At 60.2% G+C, this 21118-nt stretch carries 20 protein-coding genes and 1 tRNA gene; 5 read left to right on the plus strand and 16 right to left on the minus strand.

Going from position 1 to position 21118, the window contains the following annotated elements; translation table 11 throughout:
• Positions 1-161 precede the first annotated feature (161 nt).
• A complete protein-coding gene (locus ACYQ6M_RS21675; RefSeq protein ID WP_022998930.1) occupies positions 162-512 on the plus strand; it encodes a carboxymuconolactone decarboxylase family protein in 351 nt (116 codons plus the stop codon).
• A gap of 33 nt (positions 513-545) precedes the next feature.
• On the opposite strand, the gene ACYQ6M_RS21680 is transcribed toward ACYQ6M_RS21675, so the two are convergent.
• Entirely contained in the window at positions 546-1397 is an 852-nt protein-coding gene (locus ACYQ6M_RS21680; protein ID WP_460075510.1) for a LysR substrate-binding domain-containing protein, read from the minus strand.
• A 147-nt stretch (positions 1398-1544) separates the two neighbouring features.
• Between ACYQ6M_RS21680 and ACYQ6M_RS21685 the strand changes: the two genes are divergently transcribed.
• Positions 1545-2465, plus strand: a complete 921-nt coding sequence (locus ACYQ6M_RS21685) for a DMT family transporter (RefSeq protein ID WP_460075511.1) — start codon at positions 1545-1547, stop codon at positions 2463-2465.
• 19 nt (positions 2466-2484) lie between these two features.
• Here the strand turns inward: ACYQ6M_RS21685 and ACYQ6M_RS21690 are convergent, their stop codons facing one another.
• The 7 genes from ACYQ6M_RS21690 to ACYQ6M_RS21720 all read right to left on the minus strand — a co-directional run bounded on the left by ACYQ6M_RS21690 (position 2485) and on the right by ACYQ6M_RS21720 (position 10627).
• Positions 2485-3315: a TolB family protein gene (locus ACYQ6M_RS21690; RefSeq protein ID WP_460075514.1), complete on the minus strand. Its 831-nt coding sequence runs from the start codon at positions 3313-3315 to the stop codon at positions 2485-2487.
• Positions 3316-3463: 148 nt separating this feature from the next.
• On the minus strand, positions 3464-4492 hold the full coding sequence (locus ACYQ6M_RS21695) for a LacI family DNA-binding transcriptional regulator (protein ID WP_152508645.1): 1029 nt from the start codon (positions 4490-4492) through the stop codon (positions 3464-3466).
• Between the two features lie 11 nt (positions 4493-4503).
• Positions 4504-5985 carry a glycerophosphodiester phosphodiesterase gene (locus ACYQ6M_RS21700; RefSeq protein ID WP_460075516.1) on the minus strand — a complete coding sequence of 494 codons (1482 nt, stop codon included), beginning with the start codon at positions 5983-5985 and terminating at the stop codon, positions 4504-4506.
• Positions 5985-7043: an ABC transporter ATP-binding protein gene (locus ACYQ6M_RS21705; RefSeq protein ID WP_055657263.1), complete on the minus strand. Its 1059-nt coding sequence runs from the start codon at positions 7041-7043 to the stop codon at positions 5985-5987. Before ACYQ6M_RS21705 ends, ACYQ6M_RS21700 begins: the two co-directional genes overlap by 1 nt.
• Positions 7043-7870, minus strand: a complete 828-nt coding sequence (locus tag ACYQ6M_RS21710) for a carbohydrate ABC transporter permease (RefSeq protein WP_022998937.1) — start codon at positions 7868-7870, stop codon at positions 7043-7045. Before ACYQ6M_RS21710 ends, ACYQ6M_RS21705 begins: the two co-directional genes overlap by 1 nt.
• A gap of 13 nt (positions 7871-7883) precedes the next feature.
• Positions 7884-9191, minus strand: a complete 1308-nt coding sequence (locus ACYQ6M_RS21715; protein WP_460075518.1) for a carbohydrate ABC transporter permease — start codon at positions 9189-9191, stop codon at positions 7884-7886.
• Between the two features lie 65 nt (positions 9192-9256).
• Positions 9257-10627, minus strand: a complete 1371-nt coding sequence (locus tag ACYQ6M_RS21720; RefSeq protein WP_022998939.1) for an ABC transporter substrate-binding protein — start codon at positions 10625-10627, stop codon at positions 9257-9259.
• Positions 10628-10862: 235 nt separating this feature from the next.
• On the opposite strand from ACYQ6M_RS21720, the gene ACYQ6M_RS21725 reads away from it, so the two are divergent.
• A complete protein-coding gene (locus tag ACYQ6M_RS21725; RefSeq protein WP_022998940.1) occupies positions 10863-11327 on the plus strand; it encodes an HAD hydrolase family protein in 465 nt (154 codons plus the stop codon).
• Positions 11328-11397: 70 nt separating this feature from the next.
• On the opposite strand, the gene ACYQ6M_RS21730 is transcribed toward ACYQ6M_RS21725, so the two are convergent.
• The 8 genes from ACYQ6M_RS21730 to ACYQ6M_RS21765 form a co-directional block, all read right to left on the minus strand.
• Positions 11398-13065 carry a hypothetical protein gene (locus tag ACYQ6M_RS21730; protein ID WP_460075521.1) on the minus strand — a complete coding sequence of 556 codons (1668 nt, stop codon included), beginning with the start codon at positions 13063-13065 and terminating at the stop codon, positions 11398-11400.
• Positions 13062-13820, minus strand: coding sequence for a glycosyltransferase family 2 protein (locus ACYQ6M_RS21735; protein WP_075284630.1), 759 nt, complete (start codon positions 13818-13820; stop codon positions 13062-13064). The genes ACYQ6M_RS21730 and ACYQ6M_RS21735 overlap by 4 nt, the downstream gene beginning before the upstream one ends.
• The gene (locus ACYQ6M_RS21740) at positions 13820-15292 is read right to left on the minus strand and encodes a hypothetical protein (RefSeq protein WP_460075524.1); all 1473 of its coding nucleotides are present in this window, start codon (positions 15290-15292) and stop codon (positions 13820-13822) included. The genes ACYQ6M_RS21735 and ACYQ6M_RS21740 overlap by 1 nt, the downstream gene beginning before the upstream one ends.
• Entirely contained in the window at positions 15289-16227 is a 939-nt protein-coding gene (locus ACYQ6M_RS21745) for a lysylphosphatidylglycerol synthase domain-containing protein (RefSeq protein WP_228870088.1), read from the minus strand. Before ACYQ6M_RS21745 ends, ACYQ6M_RS21740 begins: the two co-directional genes overlap by 4 nt.
• Positions 16228-16237: 10 nt before the next feature.
• The gene (locus ACYQ6M_RS21750) at positions 16238-17026 is read right to left on the minus strand and encodes a glycosyltransferase family 2 protein (RefSeq protein ID WP_022998945.1); all 789 of its coding nucleotides are present in this window, start codon (positions 17024-17026) and stop codon (positions 16238-16240) included.
• A gap of 10 nt (positions 17027-17036) precedes the next feature.
• Positions 17037-17570, minus strand: coding sequence for a GtrA family protein (locus ACYQ6M_RS21755; protein WP_460075526.1), 534 nt, complete (start codon positions 17568-17570; stop codon positions 17037-17039).
• Between the two features lie 382 nt (positions 17571-17952).
• Positions 17953-18028 (minus strand) — tRNA-Ala (locus ACYQ6M_RS21760).
• Between the two features lie 151 nt (positions 18029-18179).
• Positions 18180-18578: a TIGR02300 family protein gene (locus ACYQ6M_RS21765; protein ID WP_062490752.1), complete on the minus strand. Its 399-nt coding sequence runs from the start codon at positions 18576-18578 to the stop codon at positions 18180-18182.
• Between the two features lie 324 nt (positions 18579-18902).
• On the opposite strand from ACYQ6M_RS21765, the gene aroA reads away from it, so the two are divergent.
• On the plus strand, positions 18903-20258 hold the full coding sequence (gene aroA / locus ACYQ6M_RS21770) for a 3-phosphoshikimate 1-carboxyvinyltransferase (RefSeq protein ID WP_460075528.1): 1356 nt from the start codon (positions 18903-18905) through the stop codon (positions 20256-20258).
• The gene (gene cmk / locus ACYQ6M_RS21775) at positions 20255-20881 is read left to right on the plus strand and encodes a (d)CMP kinase (protein ID WP_022998949.1); all 627 of its coding nucleotides are present in this window, start codon (positions 20255-20257) and stop codon (positions 20879-20881) included. The genes aroA and cmk overlap by 4 nt, the downstream gene beginning before the upstream one ends.
• Positions 20882-21118 lie beyond the last annotated feature (237 nt).

Below are 21118 nucleotides of genomic sequence, written 5' to 3' on the forward strand. Positions count from 1 at the left end.
ATAGGCTCCGCGCCCATCGCTTCGTCCCGGTTTCGGGCGGCGTTTGCTGTCTGGCTGACAAAGTCATCCTCTGCCAACCAAAGCTTGAGCCACATCAACGCCTGTATTGCGGTCCGCGCCTAGGCTGCCTGACGTGATTTCCGGCAACATGGAGATGATGTATGGCCGTTTCCGACTGGAACGAATTCGTTGCACAAACAGATGAACGCATGGCCGCCGTGCGCAAAGGCATTCCGGAGGTTGCAAAAGGCTTCGGATCCCTGGCGAAAGCCGCGACTGCTCCCGGCGCGCTCGACGCAAAAACCAAGGAACTGATCGCACTGGCCATCGGCATTACCGCGCGCTGCGACGGCTGCCTTGCCTACCACGCTCGTGCCGCAGCACGCCTCGGCGCGAACAGGGACGAGATCCTCGAAGTGATCGGCGTCTCGGTCTATATGGGCGGAGGTCCGTCCATGATCTACGGCGCTGAAGCGTTGGCGGCTTTTGACGGGCTGAAGGACGACGACTGAACGATGCCTGTCCTGTGCATTCAGGACATCCGTTCATCTCGTTTTGACCTCCCCTTCCAGGAGGGCTGTTGCAAGGGCTTCACAAGCTCTGGATTCAGCCCGTTTGCTGTGCACCAGGATGATGTCCAGCGGCTCCAGTGGCGGCAGACCTCGATCCTGATCGACATGTTCCACCGTTGGGGGAACCGCCATCTGCACGACGGCGGCAACGGCAAGGCCCGCCTCTACAAGCGTGACCAGCGCTGAATGGCTGAAACTGGAATAGGCGGAGCGGTATCGCAGGCCGCTGCGGCCCAGCGCCGCCAGGGTCACTGTCCGAGCCTGGCTGCCAGGCTCGTAAAGGGCTACGGGGAGCGGGTCTCGCTCCAGCGCCTGACCATCGCGAGAGCTGATCCAGACCATCGGCTCCCGGCGGATCAGACGCCCTTCCGTGCCGCCCGTACGCGTAACGATCGCCAGGTCGATCTTGCCGTCATCGACCTGCGGCAGCAGTGCCGTCGACTGGGCACAGACGACATTCAGCTCCACACGTGGAAACAGACTTGCGAACCGTCGCAAAACATCCGGCAGCATGGCGGCAATGTAATCGTCCGGCGCACCGATGGTGACCGTGCCTTCCATATCGGGCCTGCGAAAGGCTTCCACCGCCTCATCATGCAGGCGCAGGATCCGTCTGGCGTAACCTTCCAGTTCCTCTCCAGCGGGCGTGAGCGCGAGGTTGCGTGTATCGCGCACAAACAACGGCTTGCCGATGCGGTCTTCCAGCCGCTGGATCTGCATGGACACGGTCGCAGGTGACTTGTGCACGCGCGTTGCCGCGCGAGAGAAGCTCATCGCGTCGACACAGGCGAGAAAGGTTCGCAGAAGAGCGTGATCGAGCTGCATTATTCTTCAATATTTCCAACGAGTATATTCAGATTATATCGTTTGACGAAACAATGAAAGAGGCCTCAATTTACAGTCCAGCGGCGGAAATGCGTCGATGTTGTATCAGCTTGCGGTGTGCAATCGCCGCCAGTCAGGACTCGTCCCATGACCAGACAAACGGAAGGCATGATCGGCCTCATCGCGGCGCAGACCCTGCTTGGTACAATCGGACTGTGTGTTCTGGAAAGTGGTGCGGACCCCGTTACCGTCGCCTTCTATCGATGTGCGATCGGAGGCCTGGCCCTGGCTCTCTACTGCTGGTATCGGGGTGATCTTGCCCGGCTTGCCAGACTATCGCCGCGCGTCCTGGCCATGGCTGTTGCCAGCGGCGTTCTGATGGCAGGCAATTGGGTGTTGTTCTTCGAAGGTATTCAGAGAACCGGCATTGCCGTTGCCACCATCACGTTCCACATCCAGCCGTTTCTCGTGGTGGTTCTGGGCGCCTTCGTCTTTCGGGAAAGGCTACAGGCGGTCACTCTCCTGTGGATCGGTCTCGCTCTGATCGGCCTAGCACTGGCCACCGGGCTGAGCGGAATGGAACTGACGGCAGACCGGTCCTATTTCCTTGGCCTCGCCGCAACCCTGGCGGCCGCATTTCTTTATGCAGGCGTGACAATCATCGCCAAGGGACTGACGGGAATTTCCGCTCCACAACTTGCCACCGTTCAGTTTGCCACCGGCACCTTGATGCTGGCAGCCTTCAGCCCGGACGGTCCGCTGACCTTGTCGGCAGACCAATGGGGATGGCTGGCAATCATCGGCCTCGTTCATACAGGCGGTGTTTATGTCGTACTCTACAAGGCCTTGCCGAAACTGACGACGCCAGTCATTGCCGTGCTGCTGTTCCTTTATCCGGCCAGTGCGGTGCTGGTGGATGCTCTTGCCTACGGCCATCTGATCAGCGCACTGCAACTTGCTGGCCTGGGGCTCATCATCCTGTCCAGCCTTGCGGTTACGCTGCGGTGGGGCGTCCGGAGACTGACCACAGCCGCCGATGCACAGCTTGTACCGCCCACCACCCGCTAGCGCTCGCGCACCTGTCCCGTCACGGCTCATATTTCGCATAGGCAAAGCGCCTGCTGTCCGGGGCCCAGGAGGGAACATTGAGCGTTCCCTGGCCACCGAAGAGTGACCGCAGGATACGCGGAGTACCACCGTCGGCAGACATCAGGCGAAGCTCGACCGGCCGATTGGCAGGGTGTCCCGCCGTGCCAGCCTCATAGGCAAGATAGGCCACAAACCTGCCGTCGGGCGAAGGATGCGGAAACCAGTTGACCCGCTCGTCGCTTGTCATCTGCTGCAAATCGCTGCCGTCCGGCCTGATGCGCCAGAGCTGAACAGATCCCGATCTTTCACCGTTGAACCAGATCCAATTGCCGTCAGGTGTATAGTCCGGTCCGTCGCAATGGTCGAAGTCACGGGTGACCTGTTTTTCCGCGCCACCGTTCAGGCCAATGGTGAAAACCTGGAAGGTGTCGCCGGTTTCCGGCCTTTTGCCGACGTAGGCAAGTGTCGCTCCGTCCGGTGACCAGCCATGCCAGTAGGATGGTGTCTGCGAAGTAATCCGCCGTGGCACGCCGCCTATTACCGGTAGCGTGTAGATGCAGCTTTCCCCTGCCTCTGTCCCGTCGCTGACCGCCAGCTTCGTTCCATCCGGTGACAGGCCGTGGTCATTGTTGAGGGCTTTGGCAAAGCCTGTGTCGATCTCGATCAACGCCGGATTGTCGAGCGGGAAGCGGTAGAGCCGGCCACCACCGTTCACAATCAGTGCGGCACCGTCAGGCGTCCAGTTGGGCGCTTCCAGATGGCGGTCCGTTTCGTACAAAACGGTTTCCGTCCCGGTTTCAATATCGATCGTTGCAAGAATGCTTTTCATCATCTGCTCCAGATTTCTCCGGAGCTTGGCACGGGACAGCCCTTCGGAGAAAGGCCGGACATGGTGTCCAACAGCTGACCGGCGCTGCTAATCCAACATGCTGTTGGGCAGCAGCAGTTCGATTGGTGCCCCTGAACCAGCACCTCGCTCAACCGCCGACCTGTCCCCGGGTGGTTGCCCGCTGAACGAGATGTACGTCGCATACCCTGACCTGCTGCGGCAGGTCCGGGTTTTCCAGACGTTGCATCAGCAGATCGAGCGTCGCTTCACACAGGTCATGACGGCTCTGGGAGAAGGTGGTCAGGTCGTAAGCCTTCCACGCGGCTTGGGGAATGTCGTCGTAGCCGACCACCTGAATGTCCTGCGGCACGCGCAGCCCGTGGATATGGCGCAGGCCGTCAAGTACCCCCAGCGCCAGGTAGTCAGCTGTACAAAAGACGCCGTCGACCTCGCTGCGCACCCGGTGAACGAATTCCGCGGCCGCCAGTCCGCCGTCATAGGTCTGTGCGCCCCAGGCGATCCGTATCACCGGCACACCACCGTCATTGGCGGCCTGTTCGAATGCGAGCGCGCGGCCGTTGATGGAGAAGGACGAACGTTCCGGCGTGACGACCGCCAGCTTTCGGCACCCGCTTGCGATCAGGTGTTCATACGCTTTCCGGCCACCGTCCTCGAAGGCGGTCACGACCCGGTCGACCGGTGCTCCCGGGTCACGCTTGTTGACCACCACCAGAGGCACACCGTTTTCAAGACATTCGATGCAGATCTCTTCCGGTGGGGTATCGGACGTGACGATGACCCCGGCGACACTGTATTGCAACAGGGACCCGATCAGGTCGGCAACATCCGTCGATTTCTCTCCCCGCAGCAGGATCGGCCTGAACCCGCATTCCAGCAGCCCCTTGGACAGAAGATCTATCTGCTCCGAGCGGAACGGATTGTCGAGATCGGCCGCGACGACGCCCACCAGGTCGGACTTCTGCTTGTGCAGCGAGCGGGCCAGCACGTTGACCCGATAACCGAGTTCACGCGCGGCTGCGATCACCTTGTCCCGGGTTTCCTTGGAGACGCTGGCACCGTCGGTGAAGGTTCTGGAAACAGCCGAGCGTGACACGCCCGCCAGGCGAGCGACGTCGAAGGAATTGACTGTTTTCTTGTGACCAGGAGCGTCAGGCATGTTTCTTCCGTTTATAAGCTTTTACCGAGCATCCGGGCGACGAGAAAGGGCTCATTCACGTTGAAGAGATCCGGCTTCAAGGCCAGCAGGCGTTTGATCTCGGAAGGGTCGTTGCCCATGTAGGCGATCATCGCCTTGCGCCCGGTCGCCCTCACCGCGTCAAAGGCTGCCGGACCGGCATTCGTCGCATTGAATTCGACAATCCCGGAACGGAAGGTGGAGAGGCACGTGTCGAGGGACTCGAAATCCTCCGCCCGCACCATCAGTTTCGCTTGCGGAAAGGCATCGTGAATGGCTCGCAGTCTCCCGACATCATGAGCCCAGAAGAACACGTCCTCGGCCGCCATCATTCGCAGTACCTTGGACACCGTATGGTGCGGATCCGCCTGTTTCAGCTCGACATAGAGCTTGCCGCCCATTCGCAGTGCCGTTTCCAGAACCGCACACAGGGGCGGGATGCTTTCTCCTTCGAAAAACGGATCGAACTTGCGGCCGGCATCCAGCAATGCCAACTCCGCACCCGTCTTTTCCGTGATTGCACCACTGCCACTGGTGGTTCGGTCCAGCGTAGCGTCATGATGGACAACAAGCTGTCCGTCCGCCGTTTCCTGGACATCGATCTCGACATAGTCGAAGCCTGCTGCCCAGGCTGCCTTTGCCGAAGCCAGCGTGTTTTCCGGAGCCACCTTGCAGGCCCCCCGATGGCAGACGATTTCCGGGCTTGTGACAGCCGAGCGGGCGAACCTTGCGACCATTTCCGGCTGATCCGAACAGATACCGAGGATCGGCATCTTCACCAGAGCTTCGACCACATCGACACGCTCTTCATGCCAGGTCACGACCGGCAGTCCGCGCTCTCTTGCCCTGGCAAAGAACGCTTCATCCAGCAAACGGTCCGGCCGTTGCCCCGCGCGCTCCCAGCAGGGATGGACGATTTCGGCGCCGCACTGATCGGCAATCGGAAAAGGATCCTTGCCCACCCCGACCAGGATGGACACGGGATAGGGACAGCCGCCAGCGATCAGTTCGGATGAATAGTCAGGCGTGTTTGCGCCAACGATTACCCGCTCGATCCGGTGGTCCAGAAGCTCCGCGATGGCCAGCGAGGCCGCCTTGCCTTCCTTGGCATCCAGATAGATGCCCGCGCCAAGACGGGCTGCAAGCCCGGCAATCTGCGAGAACAGGGGGGCTTCACGGCCAGACTCGGCGGTCAGAGCCTGCAGCCGGGCGGCGGTCACGTCGGCAACCTTGAGGTCAAGTCCGCAGATTGCCTTGAGATCTTCATCGTGAAAGGCAACCGGGATCCTGTCCGCTGTCAGCCGAACATCGACCTCCCACATGTCCGCCCCAAGCTCATGGGCGATATCATATGCCCGCAACGTGTTGTCGAAGGCATAGGCGCTGGCACCACGGTGGGCGATGGAAAGCGGAACGGATCTCGGTTCGCCGAGCCAGGCGCGGCCCGGCTTGAAAGCTTGCAATGCCGTTTCCATCAGAGCCTGCCGCCGTCCGGACCAAAGGCAAGAATGCGGTCTTCCGCAATGCCCCAGGTGACCTCGTCACCCAGCTTGTAATTGCCGCCATGCGGCTGGATCGACCGCAGCACGGCACCGTTTTCCAGGGTAACGTCGTAAAGCTCTTCCCGGCCCTGGATCTCGACGAAGCTGACCTTGCCGGTCACCTTCAGCGGGTGGTCCGGCTGAAAGAACTCCGGACGAATGCCGAGACGCATCGGTGCGCCGTGACCGGGCGCCGCAATGCCGGACGGGATCGGCAGTTTGACCTTCGAGTTTGCCAGGCGGAAACCACCATCTTCCGTTGCCCCGTCCAGAAACGCGATCGGCGGATTGCCGAGGAAGCCTGCGACGAAGTCCGACGAGGGATTGTCATACATTTCCGAGGGGCTGGACAGTTGGACGATCTCGCCCTTCTTCATGATCGCGATCCGGTCGCACATGGACATGGCTTCGACCTGATCGTGTGTGACAAGCACCGCGGTAATGCCGGTTTCCTGCTGAATGCGCCGGATCTCCGAGCGCATTTCCAGACGCAGTTTCGCATCGAGGTTTGCCAAAGGCTCGTCGAGCAACAGAATGTCAGGCTCACGGACCAGTGCCCGTGCCAGGGCCACGCGCTGCTGCTGTCCACCGGACAGCTGCACGGGGCGGCGCGCCATCAACTCTCCGATCTGGACGAGACTGGCGATCTCCTGGACCTTGCGGTCAATATCGGCCTTGTTCTCCCGGCGCACCTTCAGCGGAAACGCGATGTTCTCGTGGACGGTCATGTGCGGGTAGAGCGCATAGTTCTGGAATACGACGCCGACGTTGCGTTGCTGCGAGGGAACGGTCGTGACGTCCCTTTCGCCAAACAGAAGACGGCCACCGTCCATGCGGTGAATGCCGCACACGGCAAACAGCGTCGTGGATTTGCCGCAGCCGGAAGGCCCGAGCAGGGCCAGCATCTCGCCGCTGTCGATCGTCAGGGACATGTTGTCGATGACGGTGGTCTCACCAAATTTCTTGGTGAAGTTTTCAAGTGCGATACGCATCAGCCTTTCGTGCCTCCGCCGTAGATGTTCATGAGTTTGCGGTTGAAAACCACGTAGATGAAAATGACCGGAAGGGCGTAGAACAGCCCGATGGACTTGAAGAGGTTGAAGTCCGGCTTGCGGTCGTCCGCGATGATGTTCTGGAGATAGGTCGCCAGCACCTGCGACGCACCACTGGGGGCCAGAACCTGCGGCAGGATGAATTCCTTCCAGGCTTCCAGGAAGGAGAACAGCGCCAGAGCAGCGATGCCGGGCTGCACCTGGGGCAGAACCAGTTTCCACCACACGGTGAAGCGGCTGGCGCCGTCGGTGATGCCCGCCATTTCGATTTCCCATGGCACGGTGTCGTAAAAGCCCTTCATGATCCAGATGCCAAGCGGCAGCTCCAGAGCCGTCTTCACCAGGATCACGCCGATCAGCGTGTTGTAGAGGCCGCTCATCTGCAGCATCAGGAAGATGGCGATGATCAGGGTTACTGTCGGGAAGGCGTGCAGGGTCAGGACGCCGCCAAGGAAGAACTTGCGGAACGGCATGTTCAATCGGGACAGAGCGTAGCCTGCCGTCAGCGACACCATCACCACGATCAGGCTGGTGGAACCGGCAAACAGGAAGGTGTTGGCCGTGACCGGCCAGATGCTTGCCCGTCCGGTTTCAGGCGTTTCGAACAGGAATTTCCAGTGTTCGAGGGTGAAGCTGTCCGGCAGGAGTGAACCTGCCGTGGTGTCGGTGAATGTGTCCACCACCAGGTAGAAATACATTAGCACCAGTGGCAGCGACAGGATGCTGAGCAGCACCAGGACAGGCCAGACGCGGAAGTTGGGTCTCATGTCCGTCTCTCCCCTATTGCTCGATACGCGGCTTGGCCACGAGTTCGTTGAAATTGAAGAGGCGCAGATAGATCAGCGATGCGGCAATGCCGATGACCACCAGGACCATCGCCAGCGCAGCCCCGAGACCGTATTGCAGAACACCGCCATAGTTGTTCAGCGCGGTGTGGAAGGTGTAGAGCGCCCACACTTCGGTTGCCTTGCCCGGTCCGCCGTCCGTCGACAGGTAGATGTAGTCGAAGGACGTCAGCAACGAGAGCGTCTGATAGGCGGTGGTGAACAGGATCGGCCATCTGAGCTGCGGCAGGATGATGTAGCGGATCTGCTGGAGGCGATTGGCGCCATCCACCTCGCTTGCATGCAGCATGGTTTCGGGGATCGCCTTGATGGCGCTGGAAAACAGGATCATGCCGAGCGACGCCCCGACGAAACCGTTGATGAGGATGACAACCACCCAGGCATTGATGTCCGAATGCAGCATCCAGTTTCGCGGCGGTACGCCGAAATTGGCCAGAAAGCTGGACAGGAAACCGGTGTCCCAGGCCATCCACTTCCACATCATCACGTAGATGACGGGCGGCAGGATGCGCGGCAGGAACCAGATCGTCCGGAATGTGGTTGCGGCCGCGGCTGGCAGATAGAAGGTCGTCACAGCCAGGAAGAGACCGAATCCGATGTTGAAGGACAGCGTCAGCGATACGTAGATCAGCGTGTTGCCGGCCGCCCGGAGCGAAGACGGCAGCGAGGCGATCAGGCTGTAGTTTTCCGTCGTCCAGACCCAGCCGGTGTAGGCGGTCCTGGCAAGCTGGTCGGTTTCGCTTTCCGGAAGGCCGAGCCCCAGCTCGCCAATGCCCGTCATGAAGGCTTCTTCCGTTTCGAAGCGCGTGTTGAGGATCGAGCGCTTGAAGAGATCGGCGGCTTTCTTCAGATCGCGTGTCGAGCGCGGGCGTTCCTTCAGGCGCTTCAGTTCGCGCTCCAGGTCACGCCGTCCGGCAAAACTCTTGCCGGACAAACTGGCTTCGATCTCCTGCGCGAAAGCCTTGCCGTATTCGGCTTCGACGGCTGCGATACCGGCCGCGTCGATCTTGTAGGTGTCCTCGGCCAGACGATCTGCCGTGACTTCCGGAAACCCCTGGTCCTTGAGCATCCGGATCGTGCGTTCCGTAACCTCATAGGCACCGCCGGAAGAAATGCCGGTACCGGAACTCATGCTGGTGAAGGAAAACATCATTGTCAGCGCCACCGGCGCCAGAAACAGAAACACAATGATGAAGAGCGCAGGGGCCATGAACCCCAGCCCGAGCAGGTGCGCGCGTCGCATCTTGTCCCCTTGAAATGTGAGCCGGGCGGCGGACCGCCCGGCAAGGCAGATGGAGGATGGATGGCTTAGCGGACGATCAGGTCGTCGCCGAGCACGGCCGTCATTTCCGCTTCCACTTCGGCAACTGCGTCAGCCGGAGACTTCGTGCCGGTCCAGGCTGTTTCCAGACCCTTGAACATGATCTCCGAGAACTTGCCGTAGTTCGGGTTGTTCGGCTGTGCATTGGCGTGCGGCAGCAGGCGGCGGGTCGCTTCGGCCGCCCAACGGTCGTTGGCGTAAAGCTCGATGTTGGACTGCTCGCGGGCGATGCCCAGGTGTGCAGACTTGATCGCGTGCAGCGTGTTGATGCGCGGTTCGGACGCGATCTTGATCAGCTGTGCGGCGATCTCGATATCGTCTTCGTCATCCTGCTTGGTGAGCAGATAGGCCAGCGGATGGGTGATGGTGTTGGCCTGGCCGTTTTCATTGCCTGCCGGAATGAGCGAGAACTGGATGTTGCCGAAGAAATCGTCCAGGCCTTCCTTGCCGGTGTAGCGCGCATAGTGCCAGGTGCCGCCGTGCCACAGGGCCGCCTTGCCGGATGCCACTTCCGCATACCACTGGTCCCACTCGGTGCCGATGTGGTTCTTGCGGGTCACCTTCGCTTCGACAGCGTCCACGAAGAACTGGTAGAAATCGGTCATCGCCTGTTTGTCGAGGATCAGTTTACCGGTTTCGCTGTCCATCAGTTCGCCGCCGAAGGACTGGTAGAACTGGGCATAATCCGGACCGTTGGAAACACGCGGATAAAAGCCGTAGCCTTCTTCGACGATTTCCATGTCGACGGCTTTCTTGGCGTCTTCCAGTACGTTCTGGAGCGTGTATTCGCCGGCTTCGACCTTGGCCGGAAGCGCGTCGATCTCTTCATCCGTGTAACCGATCTTCTTCATGGTTTCGCGCCAGAAGAAGAACGGACGGCTTTCGGCATCCTGAGGCAGACCGTAGACGACGCCGTTGTAGGTCGTGATATCGAGCAGGTTTTCGTAGATGTTGTTGATCGGCCAGGTGTCCATGTCGACATAATCCTCGACAGGAACGATCAGGCCGGACTGGCTCCAGGGAGCGATATCCAGGTGGCTGGTCACAACAATATTCGGGGCGCTGCCGGCTTCAGCGGCCAGGGTCACGGCCTGCTTGAATTCCTCCCAACCGGCAAAGTCACGCTTCTTTTCGACAGTGATGTTCAGGTCTTCACCAGCAATCGCATATTCGCGGGACAGGATGTCCGCCGCCATCTCGATGGCATCGAGACGGTAGACGTCGCTGTCGTTGGAACCGCCTGCCCAGACGGTGATGGTGAGGTCTTTTGCCAGGGCGTCTCCGGCAAAAGCCGCGGTGGTGAGAGCCAGGACGGCAGCCGCTGTGGACTGGCGCAGTTTGGAAACGAGAATGCTCATCGTATTTCGCCTGCTGTCTGTGTTGCGACACCTCCCTCCCGGAAGTGCCATGTGGAAAGAATAAACATGTTTTGCACACGTGTGCAAAGCGGGTTCTAGCGGGCGGGTATTACGGGCATGTGACAGCGTTGCGAATTTAAGGAGCCGGACAATGCGACAACCCTGGCTTCATCTTGATCATAAAAGCCGATCACGACGGCGAGACGACAGACGGAGGGCGCTTTACTCGGCCTTGATGATTTTTGGCTATAGCAACACCCCGAACAACAATTTTCATGACCTTCCGGCTTCTGAGAAGCCGGACCAGCGGGGAGTTGAACCCATAAAGCGCCTTGTTATCGATTTGGACGGAACCCTGACCCTGGCAGACACGTCCGACTACAGGAACGTCTCACCGAACCTGCCCCTCATCGAGAAGCTGCGGGAGTACAAGGAACAGGGCTTCGAGATCGTGATCCAGACCGCACGCAACATGCGGACACATGAGAACAATGTCGGCAAGATCACGGCGCACACGGTGCCGATCATCATCGAGTGGCTGCAAAAGCACGACATTCCCTACGACGAGATCTTCGTCGGCAAGCCCTGGTGCGGACATGAAGGATTTTATGTAGACGACCGCGCCATCCGGCCGGACGAGTTCGTCCGCATGTCAAAATCGGAGATCGACACCCTGCTCGACAACGCACCGAAAAACTGACGTCAAAACAGGCTTCGCAGCCGGCTGACCGCGAAGCCTGTCTATCTTTTAGCCGGCCGATTTATCGGTGTTACAGGTTCTGACCGTCCTGAACTTTCTTTCGGTAGACGGTCCAGGAAGGGCTGCTGGCAGCTTCTTCGTAGTGCTCCTGCACATACGGCCGGTAGATTTCCCAAAGCGCTTCTCCGGACGGGTCGCCATGACCCAGGATCACGAACTCCGCATCGGAGAAGAACTCTTCTTCCGGCTGGTGGATCTCTTTGGAGAAGGTTCTGCCATTGTGGAACCAGATCGGCACCCTGGCGGGTGAAGGCTTGTTGAGAAGGGCCGGAAACGGATTGGCGAAGTTGAGTGCCAGTACCGGCCCGGCATCCGGATCTGCAGCCCCGACTTCCTGCAGCAGGCTGAAACCATCCAGCATCCTGTTGTAGTCGACGGTTACTTCCTCATCAGGCTGCTCGAGCCAGCGCGGATGCAGCACGAAGCCTGCCTGCCCGGTATTGGCCAGCCGTTCGTCTGCCGGATACTGCCGGCTTTGCAGGAATTGCGCGACCATGGCACCGCCATCACGGGCCGGATAGATGAGGGCGATTGCAATGGTGAGGACCGACAGGATCTTCAGCGTCAGGGCCTTCGACTGTCTTTCGACGGAGACCGCCGCTGTTTCCCCCTTGCGGAAAAGACCGGCCCACTGTGCGGCGATGATCGGAAGCATGGCATAGACCGGGCTTTCCGACAGCCAATGGTTCTGCATGAGAATGACGCAGGCCATGGCAGCGGCGACCAGGATCAGGACGACAGGTGTGAAGCGTTTGGGTTCAGCACTGTTTTCGCACAGCAGGAGATAAAGCACAGCGCTGCCGATGGCCCATACCGCAGCCTCCCCAAGCTGGGTAATCAGCTTGATGATGCGCCAGGTTTCCTTGGCAAATCCGGAGACGGTCTTGATGTCCGCAAGGTTCGCGCTGACCTGGCCCGTCACCAGCTCTGCGGCCGTAAGCGACGCCGCAAGGCCGATCAAGACCACAACAGCATGCTTGATCGAGACGTTCCGGAACACCGTTGCCGCGACCAGCAAGCCCACGAGGGCGGCGCCGAATGTGACCTTGATCAGAAAGACGACGGCAATCGAAAAGCCCAGCAGAAAAGCCTCCGGCATGCCCCTGCGCCCTGGAGGGCAGCAAAAGGCCACGGTTACGACAGCTGCAAGGGCCGCCGCCCAACGGTTATAGGGGGCAAGCCAGCTCATGCTGGTCTGGGCAAAGATCATGTCCGGTTCGCGCGGTGTCACGACTGTCGCGACCGCGATCAGCAGAACGAGGCCAAGCGTCCCGAAACTCACCTGTCGCGTCAGAGTGAGAACCGCCAGAACGAAGGTTCCAAGCCCGAATACGGCACTTGCCAGAGGAACAGACGTTGCATCCTGCGGGCGCAGCTCGACAGCGATCCGGAAAACCCAGTCATAGACCGGTCCGATCGGACTGAAATAATCGACGCTGGAGGCCTGACCATAGGCAGATTTGTTTGCCGTATCGAAGGCGGTCCAAAGGTCGTGCAGGTAACGCTCGTGATCAAAGAACAGGTGCGGCAGCGTCCCGCTGACGGCAATCAGCACACCGGCGGCCAACAGGCCAAGCAAGCCGATAAAGCCGGAGGCATAGTCCTTTCGCAAATACCAGACTGCGACAAGCACCGGAAACAGCAAGATGGCAAAGGCATAAGTCGAAAGGGCAATCATTTGGCAATCGTCCACTTTGCTGCGGAAGGCGGCGGAGAGGCGATGAACGCCTCCAGTTGCTCCGGCGTACCGAGCATTCCGACCTCCTCGAACGCCAGCTGGCTGATGGAGACAGCCGCCCCGTCCGCGATGATCTGGTTGTACATCGGCGCGATGTAGCGCTCGCCCTTCTCCTCGCCACTGTTGCGGAAGAAGCGGGCATAGACGTCCCGGTAGCGGGCGACGCTGTCGAACCAGTAGAGGCCGACGGTCGCATGATCGGAAATGCGTTCCTTTTCGCGAAGCTCCACCACACGTCCATCCGCATCGGTGCGTGCGAAGGACCAGCCGTTACCCGGTCCGGGAAAACACGGCACATGCCCGGCACAAACCGCCGGGTCTGCCGGCTTCATCGCACCCGGCGCCACATAAGTGTCGATGTTGAAGATGGCGAGTGGCTGGTTTTCCGAAGCTGTGGCAACCAGTTCCAGAGCTGTTGTCGCCTGGCCGTCGGTGAGTTCGTCAAGCTCGACGATGCCGTCAACCTGAATGCCGAGCGCCTTGCAGCGGGCTGTCAGGAAATCCGGCGCGTTCAATCCGCTGCGCACGGCAAAGCAGAACGACCAGCCCGCCTCGCGGTAGGCCTCCATCGAGAGCATGGACCAGTCGAACAGGGGTCGGCCGAGCGCCTCGATTTCATACTTCGGACGGTCGTAGCCCGCCTTGGTGAAACGGCTGCCCATCCCGGCCATCGTAATCGCTACTACGCCGCTCATCAGCTGGCCTTTCTCTGCCGTTTCTGTCCGCTTTCAAGCTGATCGAGGATCGAGGCCGCGATCAGCGCAAAGCCGACGAGTTTGTCGGGGTGGTCGGTGTGAAGCGGCAGCATCGACAGGAACAGTGACAGTTCGACCGCACGCACATGGGCGATGTCGAGGCCTTCCGCCTCCAGCCTGTCGCAGAAGTGCCGCTCGGCCCAATCCGCGGGAGGCGCGATCGTCCAGTCGAGTTCCAACCGCAGTTCCTTGTTCAGATAGACGCGGAACAGGCCGTTGTTGACGTAGTCATAGCAGCCCAGAATGGAGTGACTGATCTTGGCGACATCATAAAGCGGATGCATCATCGCATCATCCGCGGACAACGCTCCGCGCGGATCGATCAGCCGCATCAGCCCGATCCGCCTGTCGAACAGGACGTTGGAAAAGCACGGATCGCCGTGGGAAAACACCAGTTGATCCGTGGTGCCGACCGCCTTTCGAATGAAGGGGCGTGCCTGCTCCAGCATGTCGGGCAAACCACCGCGCGGACCGGCTTTTTCCAGAATCTGGTTGGTCTGTCTGCCGCGCTCCGTCTCCAGGAACCCCGCAAGCCGCTTGTCCAGTTTTTCCAGGATCTGGGTTTCGGCCCGCGCTCCGTCTTTCTTTCCCGGCGTTCTTGCATTCAGGTAATTGAAGATCTGATCGAGCAGGACCTTGAAATCACCTTCCGTGAACGAGTGATGCACCCATTGCAACGCCGCATCCGGGATCGCCAGATGCTCCATCTGGTAGCCGGCCGTCTTGCCGTCTTCCCAGAACCCGAACGTGGGCAGCAGGAAACGTTGCAGTTCAGGCGGTGCGGCATGGAAGAAGCCGTGCTCGGCACGCATTTTTGCAATGTCGGTGGACTGCTTGTGAAAGACGCTGTCTTCCGAACGGGCGGAATTGAAATGCCGAAGTTCCGTCGCACCGGACAGAAACAGCATCAGGTTGCGCGGTTCGCGAATATCGATGAACCGGGCGTGATCGGTGATGATCTCCGTGCGATCGCGCAGCGACAGCAGCAGCAGGCGACGGGCCTCGGGTGTGTCCGCACACAGAAGCGATGCAGCTTCGGTGTGAAACAGGACGGCAACGGCCTCGTCTTCGATCACCGGGGTGGCCAGCATGGTCTTCAAGGCGTATCCGGCCTTGCGCACCAGCACCGAAAAGCCTTCCGGATCGAGCGGCGGCAGACAGAGCGGCACGCGCAGATAGATTGCGGCGTCGCCCCGGTCGCGGATGCGGTCTGCAAGCTCGACACCGCTTTCAGGCGACATCAGGTGTTCCACCGTTTCCGCACCGGCCTCCAGGGACATGGCCGTCAGTTCTTTCGCCAGTGTCTGGCGGCGGCGCATGATGTCGGAGAACCGGACTTCGCCAAGCGCGGCCCGCACGCTTTCTGCCGGCGGATCCCGGTCGTCTAGGATTACGGAAAGTGCTTTCGTCATAAGGCACCGGTCCTGTTCTGGGCACGTAGCGGTTCGTTGCGCACTCGCGGAAGGTAGATCCACATGGCGAGCGGCCAGACCAGCGCAAGGGACAGAAGACACAGGCTGCTCCAGGCGCCGATGGCGCCCTGGAAACTGGCAACTGGCCCCTCGAACACCCGCTCGGCCAGAAGCACGATCCCGCTGGTTTCGACAAAATTGGCGGAGGTGTATGCCAGCACAGTCGCCGCCAGGGCTTCCAGGCCCCAGATGACCATGGACATGACCAGCAGCACCGGTCCCTGTACGCGGAAAAGATCGGCCCCTCGTGTCGTGATCTGACGCAATCCGTCCAGCTGACCCAGGTGCCGCAGGGAATTCGGGTTCCGGTGGTTCAGAACCACATAATGTTGCACGGCCCGCAGGATGCCGGGGCCAAGCACGAAGACGACAAGGCCCGCCAGCACTGCAAGGCTGGTGACGGCCAGAAGGACCATAGGCCCGGTGGCCAGCGGACCGTGGTATGCATAAACGACGACGAGCAGGACGAGGATCATCAATCCGTCGAAAAACCGCTCCAGAAGGATGATAATCAGCGCGCCGGGAAAGCTTTTGCCCAGATACCAGAGCTGGTGCAGCCTCAGGATCTCGCCAAGCTTGAAGGGAATGACGAGGGCACCCGGGCTGGTCACCAGATGCAGCAGCGCGCTGGAGCGCCCGGAAATGCCGAGCAGCCGCGAGGCCATGATCGCAAGACGAACAGCGCGCACACAATGCGAGCCGAGATAGATGCCGCCTGCAACAAGGAGCGCCTGCCACGGCTTGCCCGCAAGCTCACCCAGCCCCTGCTCGGCCAGCCACCAGATCGCGAGACCGAACGGCAGGAACAGGACCGCGTAATGCAGGGCAAGGCCGGCCGGCAACCTGGCCTGCCGCAAGCGTGAGGATGTCCGCACAGACCTCACCTCAGGCAATCCGTGTCGAGGGATAGGCGGCACGCGGTGTCTGCCGGTGATCGGTCGCAAAGAAAGCGGCCGGCTTGAACAGACGGAAGCTGACAATGCGCAGAAGCTGAAAGCCCATCTTGCTCAGCTTGGCATTGGATATCTGGTCGTCTTCACGCCAGGTGAGCGGAAAGAACCCCAGCCGGAACCGGTTCCGGACAACACCCAGGATCAGGTAATAGTTGAACGTCAGGTCGTCGGCGTATTTCAGGTGAAAGCCGGACTTGAAGGCCTCTACCTTGAACAGGTTCAGTCCGGAGCCGAGATCAAAGAGACGCTGGCCGCTGATTGCCGAAAAGATCAGGTTGAAGGTGTGGTTGGCCGCTGTGCGCAGCAAGGAATAACCCTCCAGCTTGGAGCCCTTCATGAAGCGCGCGCCCATCAGGAAATCGAGATCCTTGTGACGGCCGGCCGCGATATGCGGCACCAGATCGGCAATCGCGCCCTGATCGTCACCATGCAGCACCACAAGATAGTCGTAGCCGTTCACCATCGCGAAATTGATCGCGACCTTGTGCGAACCGCCGAGACCGTAATTGTCGTCGTTGTGCAGCAAGGCCGTTTCGGCATATCCGAGTTTCGCCAACCCCGCCTGCGCCGCCTCGCGCGTGCCGTCCGTCGACCGGTTGTCGACACACAGGACACCATCAACGACAGCCTGAACCTCCGGTGCCTCCAGTTGCTTCAGCACACGCGGGATCTGCGCTTCGCAATTGTAGCAGGGAATGAAAACGAGAACCCGGCCGGTCATGAAGGCCACCTCAATCTGACTTGCGGTGTTCGAGCAGAAACCGCATGAAAAAGAAATTCGCGACAAGGGTGAAAGGCGTGACCAGCATCTTGGCCGTGACCCCGCACAAGGTCACTGGCTTCAGTCCCAAACCGGCAACGAAGGCAGTGCCGTCAACTGTGACCAGCAACGACATCAAAGCCCAGCTCAACCCGGCCGTCAGAGCCGAGGCGGCGGTTACCGCGACAACCTGCCAGATCCAGTAGAGCGCCAGGAGCACTGTCGTCGACCTGTTGCCGGCCTTCTCGAAGATGTGCTTGCCGGCAACGAAGAAAACGAAGGTCACGCCGCAGAAGGCACCGATGAAGTTTGCCCAGAACACGGGCAGGCCACTTTGCGTGAGCGTTGCCATGGTCAGGAAATCCAGGCACCAGCCTATGCCGGAGATCAGGGCAAATCCCGAGAAGCGCTTTGCAATCGCATTGTAACGGTTCAAGGAAGACGACCCTGACTTTTGGTTGCCGTCGCGTTCCACGACAGTAGATGCGCTCCCGGCGTCCTTCATGAAACCACCGTCAGCAACCGCTGGAAAGACGGTCGATCCATATGCTGAAATTGCGCTCGGCCGGCATCGGAAAAACCTGTTCACATCCTGAAAACAAAGAAGCCGTTTCCGTCGAACTGTCTGACCGAAACGACCTTATCTCATGCCGGGAAACACTAGCGGTGAATTGTTTCAATGCCGTTAATCGGCGAATCTGACAATGGATCTGGATATTTGGAAGGTGTCCGTGCCAACGACCGCTGGGATGCGATGCAAGGGTTCGGGAACAGCTTCCCGGTGGCAGCAGAACAGTCAATCGGCGATCGCTCGCGGCAAAGACAAACCGCACACGGCCCACTGCCTGGTCGGCTCAAAATGCAAATTTTTCGAAGAAAGACTGGAATGGTGGAGCCAAGGGGAATCGAACCCCTGACCTCTACAATGCCATTGTAGCGCTCTCCCAACTGAGCTATGGCCCCATGTTCCATATGAGAGCCGGTTTGGGTGCCGGCGTCGATGGAGGCGGGTTATAGTCACACCTCCACACAAGATCAAGCAGAAAATATCAGGATCTTTTCTGCCGCTTGTGGAAAAGCCCGGACAGACTGAAAAGCCTGTCCGGACAATAGCTTAGCGATCCGTATCTTCGTCGATTTCGACGCGGATGCCCGGGACGGATTCTTCGTCTTCATCTTCATCGTCGATAAAGACGTCGTCGTCGTCGTCACTATTTTCGTCGTCGTCGAGATCGACGTCCGTATCTTCCAGATCCGGCACATCGTCATCGCCGCCTTCCGCTTCCGCATCGGCCTCTTCCAAGGTCACGATTTCCGGAGCTGCGACATCGTCTTCTTCTTCATCGTCTTCCGGCGTCTCTTCGACCTTCGCAGCCTTCGCGGCACGAGAGGTCATGACCGCCTCGAACACCGTGCCGCATTTCGGGCAGGTGACCGGGTTCCGGTTGAGATCGTAGTATTTGGCGCCGCAGCTCGGGCAGAGCCGCTTTGTGCCAAGTTCAGGTTTTGCCACTGTGCTCACCCTTCTTCGTTATGCAATCGACTTGAATTCGTGGGCCGCCCCATAGCCTCAAGCCGTTCCGGTGTCAAAGGCAAATCAATCGAAAAACATTCTTCGGATTATTGTTCTGCACGTTGTGACTCAAATTTCAAGCACCTGACCGCGTTACCCACACGCCCTGCAGACCGGCACACGTTTGAATCTGCTTGTCGTTCTGCCAATGCCGGGAAATTTTGCGAAGTTCGGATTCGGGCGGTCTGAACGGATGACGCAGGCGCATCCACATGATAGGACGTGTCACCTTTTGACAACCGATCCAATTTGCGGACATTGAAAATGTCACACGATTCTGCGCCCAAGCCTCTGACTTCCAGCCTGGGCAGCCCCTTGACCGGCACGATCCGCGTGCCCGGCGACAAGTCCATCTCCCACAGATCCCTGATGTTCGGCGCGCTTGCCGTCGGCCGTACCACCGTGAAGGGTCTGCTTGAATCGGAAGACGTGCTGGCCACGGCTGACGCCATGCGTGCTGTCGGCGCAACCATCACCAAGCTCGAGGACGGCAGCTATACCGTCGACGGGATCGGCCTCGGCAGCCTGCTTGAGCCGGAGCATGTCATCGACTTCGGCAATGCCGGCACCGGCGCGCGCCTGACGATGGGCATCTTCGGAAGCCACAACATCGCCGCTACATTTGTCGGCGACGCTTCCCTGTCCAAACGACCGATGGGCCGTGTACTCAATCCGCTGCGCGACATGGGTACCAACGTGATTGCCCGCGACGGCGACCGTCTGCCGGCGTCCATCCGCGGCCCGGAGCAGGCACTGCCGATCACCTACCGGGTGCCCATGCCTTCGGCGCAGGTCAAATCGGCCGTTCTGCTGGCCGGCCTCAATGCCGCTGGCGAAACCACCGTCATCGAACCTATCCCGACACGCGACCACACGGAAAAGATGCTGAAGGGTTTCGGCGCCGACATTTCCGTAACCGTGAACGAGGCCGGCGAGCGCGTGATCAAGCTGCAGGGCCAGCCTGAACTGAAGCCGCAGGACATTGACGTGCCTGGCGATCCCTCCTCCGCGGGCTTCCCCCTGGTGGCGGCATTGATCGTGCCGGGTTCCGACGTCGTCATCGAAAACGTTCTCCTGAACGAGCACCGCACCGGTCTCATCACCACCCTGATTGAAATGGGCGGCGATATTTCCATCGTCAATCGCCGCGAGACGGGCGGCGAGGAAGTGGGCGATCTGCACGTGAAGGCCAGCAAGCTGAAGGGCATCACTGTTCCGGCCGACCGGGCGCCGTCGATGATCGACGAATATCCGGTGCTGGCCATTGCTGCCGCATTTGCCGAAGGCGATACGTTCATGCCGGGGCTCGAGGAGCTGCGCGTGAAGGAATCCGACCGCCTGGCCGCTGTTGCCCGCGGGCTGGAAGCCAACGGCATCCCTTGCGTTGAAACCGAGGATACGCTGACCGTGACCGGTGGTGCCGATGCGATTGGTGGCGGCACGGTGGTGACCCATCTCGACCACCGCATCGCCATGTCCTTCCTGGTGCTGGGCATGGCTGCCCACAAGCCGGTGACGGTTGACGACGGCGCTGTGATCGCGACCAGCTTTCCGACCTTCACCGGTCTCTTCGACGGCCTTGGCGCTAAGATTTCCGCAAACACCAGCGAGGCCGCATGATCATCGCAATCGACGGACCGGCGGCTTCCGGCAAGGGGACCCTCTCCCGCCGGCTGGCAGATCATTTCGGACTGCGGCACCTGGACACCGGGCTGACCTATCGCGCGGTTGCGGCCGCGCTTCTGGCCAATGGCCTGCCGCTTGGCGACGAAGGTGTTGCCATCGAGATTGCCCATAATCTCGATCTGGCCCAGATGGACAAGTCTGTCCTGTCGGCTCACGAGATCGGCGAAGCGGCGTCACGCATCGCGGTTCTCGGCGGCCTTCGCGACGAGTTGGTGAAGCTGCAGCGGCGTTTCGCCCAGACGCCTCCCGGCGCCGTTCTCGACGGTCGCGACATCGGCACGGTGGTGTGCCCCGATGCAACAGTGAAGCTGTTCGTGACCGCCTCTCCCGAGGCCCGCGCAAAGCGCCGGACCGACGAGATGGTCTCCAAGGGGCAGGACGCGCAATATGCCGCCGTTCTGGAAGATCTCAAGCGTCGGGACGAGCGCGATTCCAAGCGAACCGTGGCTCCGATGCGCCAGGCGGACGATGCGGTCTTGCTTGATACGACAGAAATGGATATAGAGACCGCGTTCCAGGCGGCTGTGGATATCATCTCCCGCGCCAGGGGTGCCTGATAAGGACAAGGGGTTCACCACCGGTGCGCCCCTGTTTGTGCATCCGGAACGCATGTGGCCTCAGGCCATCAGTTCTTTACGGAACGACCAGAGAATTTCGGCAGGGCGCCTTTTCCGGCGACCTGTGACGAGACCGGATTTTCCGCCTCTCGCCCCGCCGGCCCGCTTTCGATAGCGGCAGGATCAGCGGAAACCGCGATCCCGGGAGAAGGACAGATCCGGAGTGCAACACCAACC

It is taken from the genome of Roseibium sp. ROS1, assembly GCF_054658215.1.

What these genes read in the sequence shown, in the direction of transcription:
- ACYQ6M_RS21675 (WP_022998930.1), top strand. Translation starts at nt 162, where the DNA reads ATGGCCGTTTCCGACTGGAACGAATTCGTTGCACAAACAGATGAACGC.
- ACYQ6M_RS21680 (WP_460075510.1), bottom strand. Translation starts at nt 1,397, where the DNA reads ATGCAGCTCGATCACGCTCTTCTGCGAACCTTTCTCGCCTGTGTCGAC.
- ACYQ6M_RS21685 (WP_460075511.1), top strand. Translation starts at nt 1,545, where the DNA reads ATGACCAGACAAACGGAAGGCATGATCGGCCTCATCGCGGCGCAGACC.
- ACYQ6M_RS21690 (WP_460075514.1), bottom strand. Translation starts at nt 3,315, where the DNA reads ATGAAAAGCATTCTTGCAACGATCGATATTGAAACCGGGACGGAAACC.
- ACYQ6M_RS21695 (WP_152508645.1), bottom strand. Translation starts at nt 4,492, where the DNA reads ATGCCTGACGCTCCTGGTCACAAGAAAACAGTCAATTCCTTCGACGTC.
- ACYQ6M_RS21700 (WP_460075516.1), bottom strand. Translation starts at nt 5,985, where the DNA reads ATGGAAACGGCATTGCAAGCTTTCAAGCCGGGCCGCGCCTGGCTCGGC.
- ACYQ6M_RS21705 (WP_055657263.1), bottom strand. Translation starts at nt 7,043, where the DNA reads ATGCGTATCGCACTTGAAAACTTCACCAAGAAATTTGGTGAGACCACC.
- ACYQ6M_RS21710 (WP_022998937.1), bottom strand. Translation starts at nt 7,870, where the DNA reads ATGAGACCCAACTTCCGCGTCTGGCCTGTCCTGGTGCTGCTCAGCATC.
- ACYQ6M_RS21715 (WP_460075518.1), bottom strand. Translation starts at nt 9,191, where the DNA reads ATGCGACGCGCGCACCTGCTCGGGCTGGGGTTCATGGCCCCTGCGCTC.
- ACYQ6M_RS21720 (WP_022998939.1), bottom strand. Translation starts at nt 10,627, where the DNA reads ATGAGCATTCTCGTTTCCAAACTGCGCCAGTCCACAGCGGCTGCCGTC.
- ACYQ6M_RS21725 (WP_022998940.1), top strand. Translation starts at nt 10,863, where the DNA reads ATGATTTTTGGCTATAGCAACACCCCGAACAACAATTTTCATGACCTT.
- ACYQ6M_RS21730 (WP_460075521.1), bottom strand. Translation starts at nt 13,065, where the DNA reads ATGATTGCCCTTTCGACTTATGCCTTTGCCATCTTGCTGTTTCCGGTG.
- ACYQ6M_RS21735 (WP_075284630.1), bottom strand. Translation starts at nt 13,820, where the DNA reads ATGAGCGGCGTAGTAGCGATTACGATGGCCGGGATGGGCAGCCGTTTC.
- ACYQ6M_RS21740 (WP_460075524.1), bottom strand. Translation starts at nt 15,292, where the DNA reads ATGACGAAAGCACTTTCCGTAATCCTAGACGACCGGGATCCGCCGGCA.
- ACYQ6M_RS21750 (WP_022998945.1), bottom strand. Translation starts at nt 17,026, where the DNA reads ATGACCGGCCGGGTTCTCGTTTTCATTCCCTGCTACAATTGCGAAGCG.
- ACYQ6M_RS21755 (WP_460075526.1), bottom strand. Translation starts at nt 17,570, where the DNA reads ATGAAGGACGCCGGGAGCGCATCTACTGTCGTGGAACGCGACGGCAAC.
- aroA (WP_460075528.1), top strand. Translation starts at nt 18,903, where the DNA reads ATGTCACACGATTCTGCGCCCAAGCCTCTGACTTCCAGCCTGGGCAGC.
- cmk (WP_022998949.1), top strand. Translation starts at nt 20,255, where the DNA reads ATGATCATCGCAATCGACGGACCGGCGGCTTCCGGCAAGGGGACCCTC.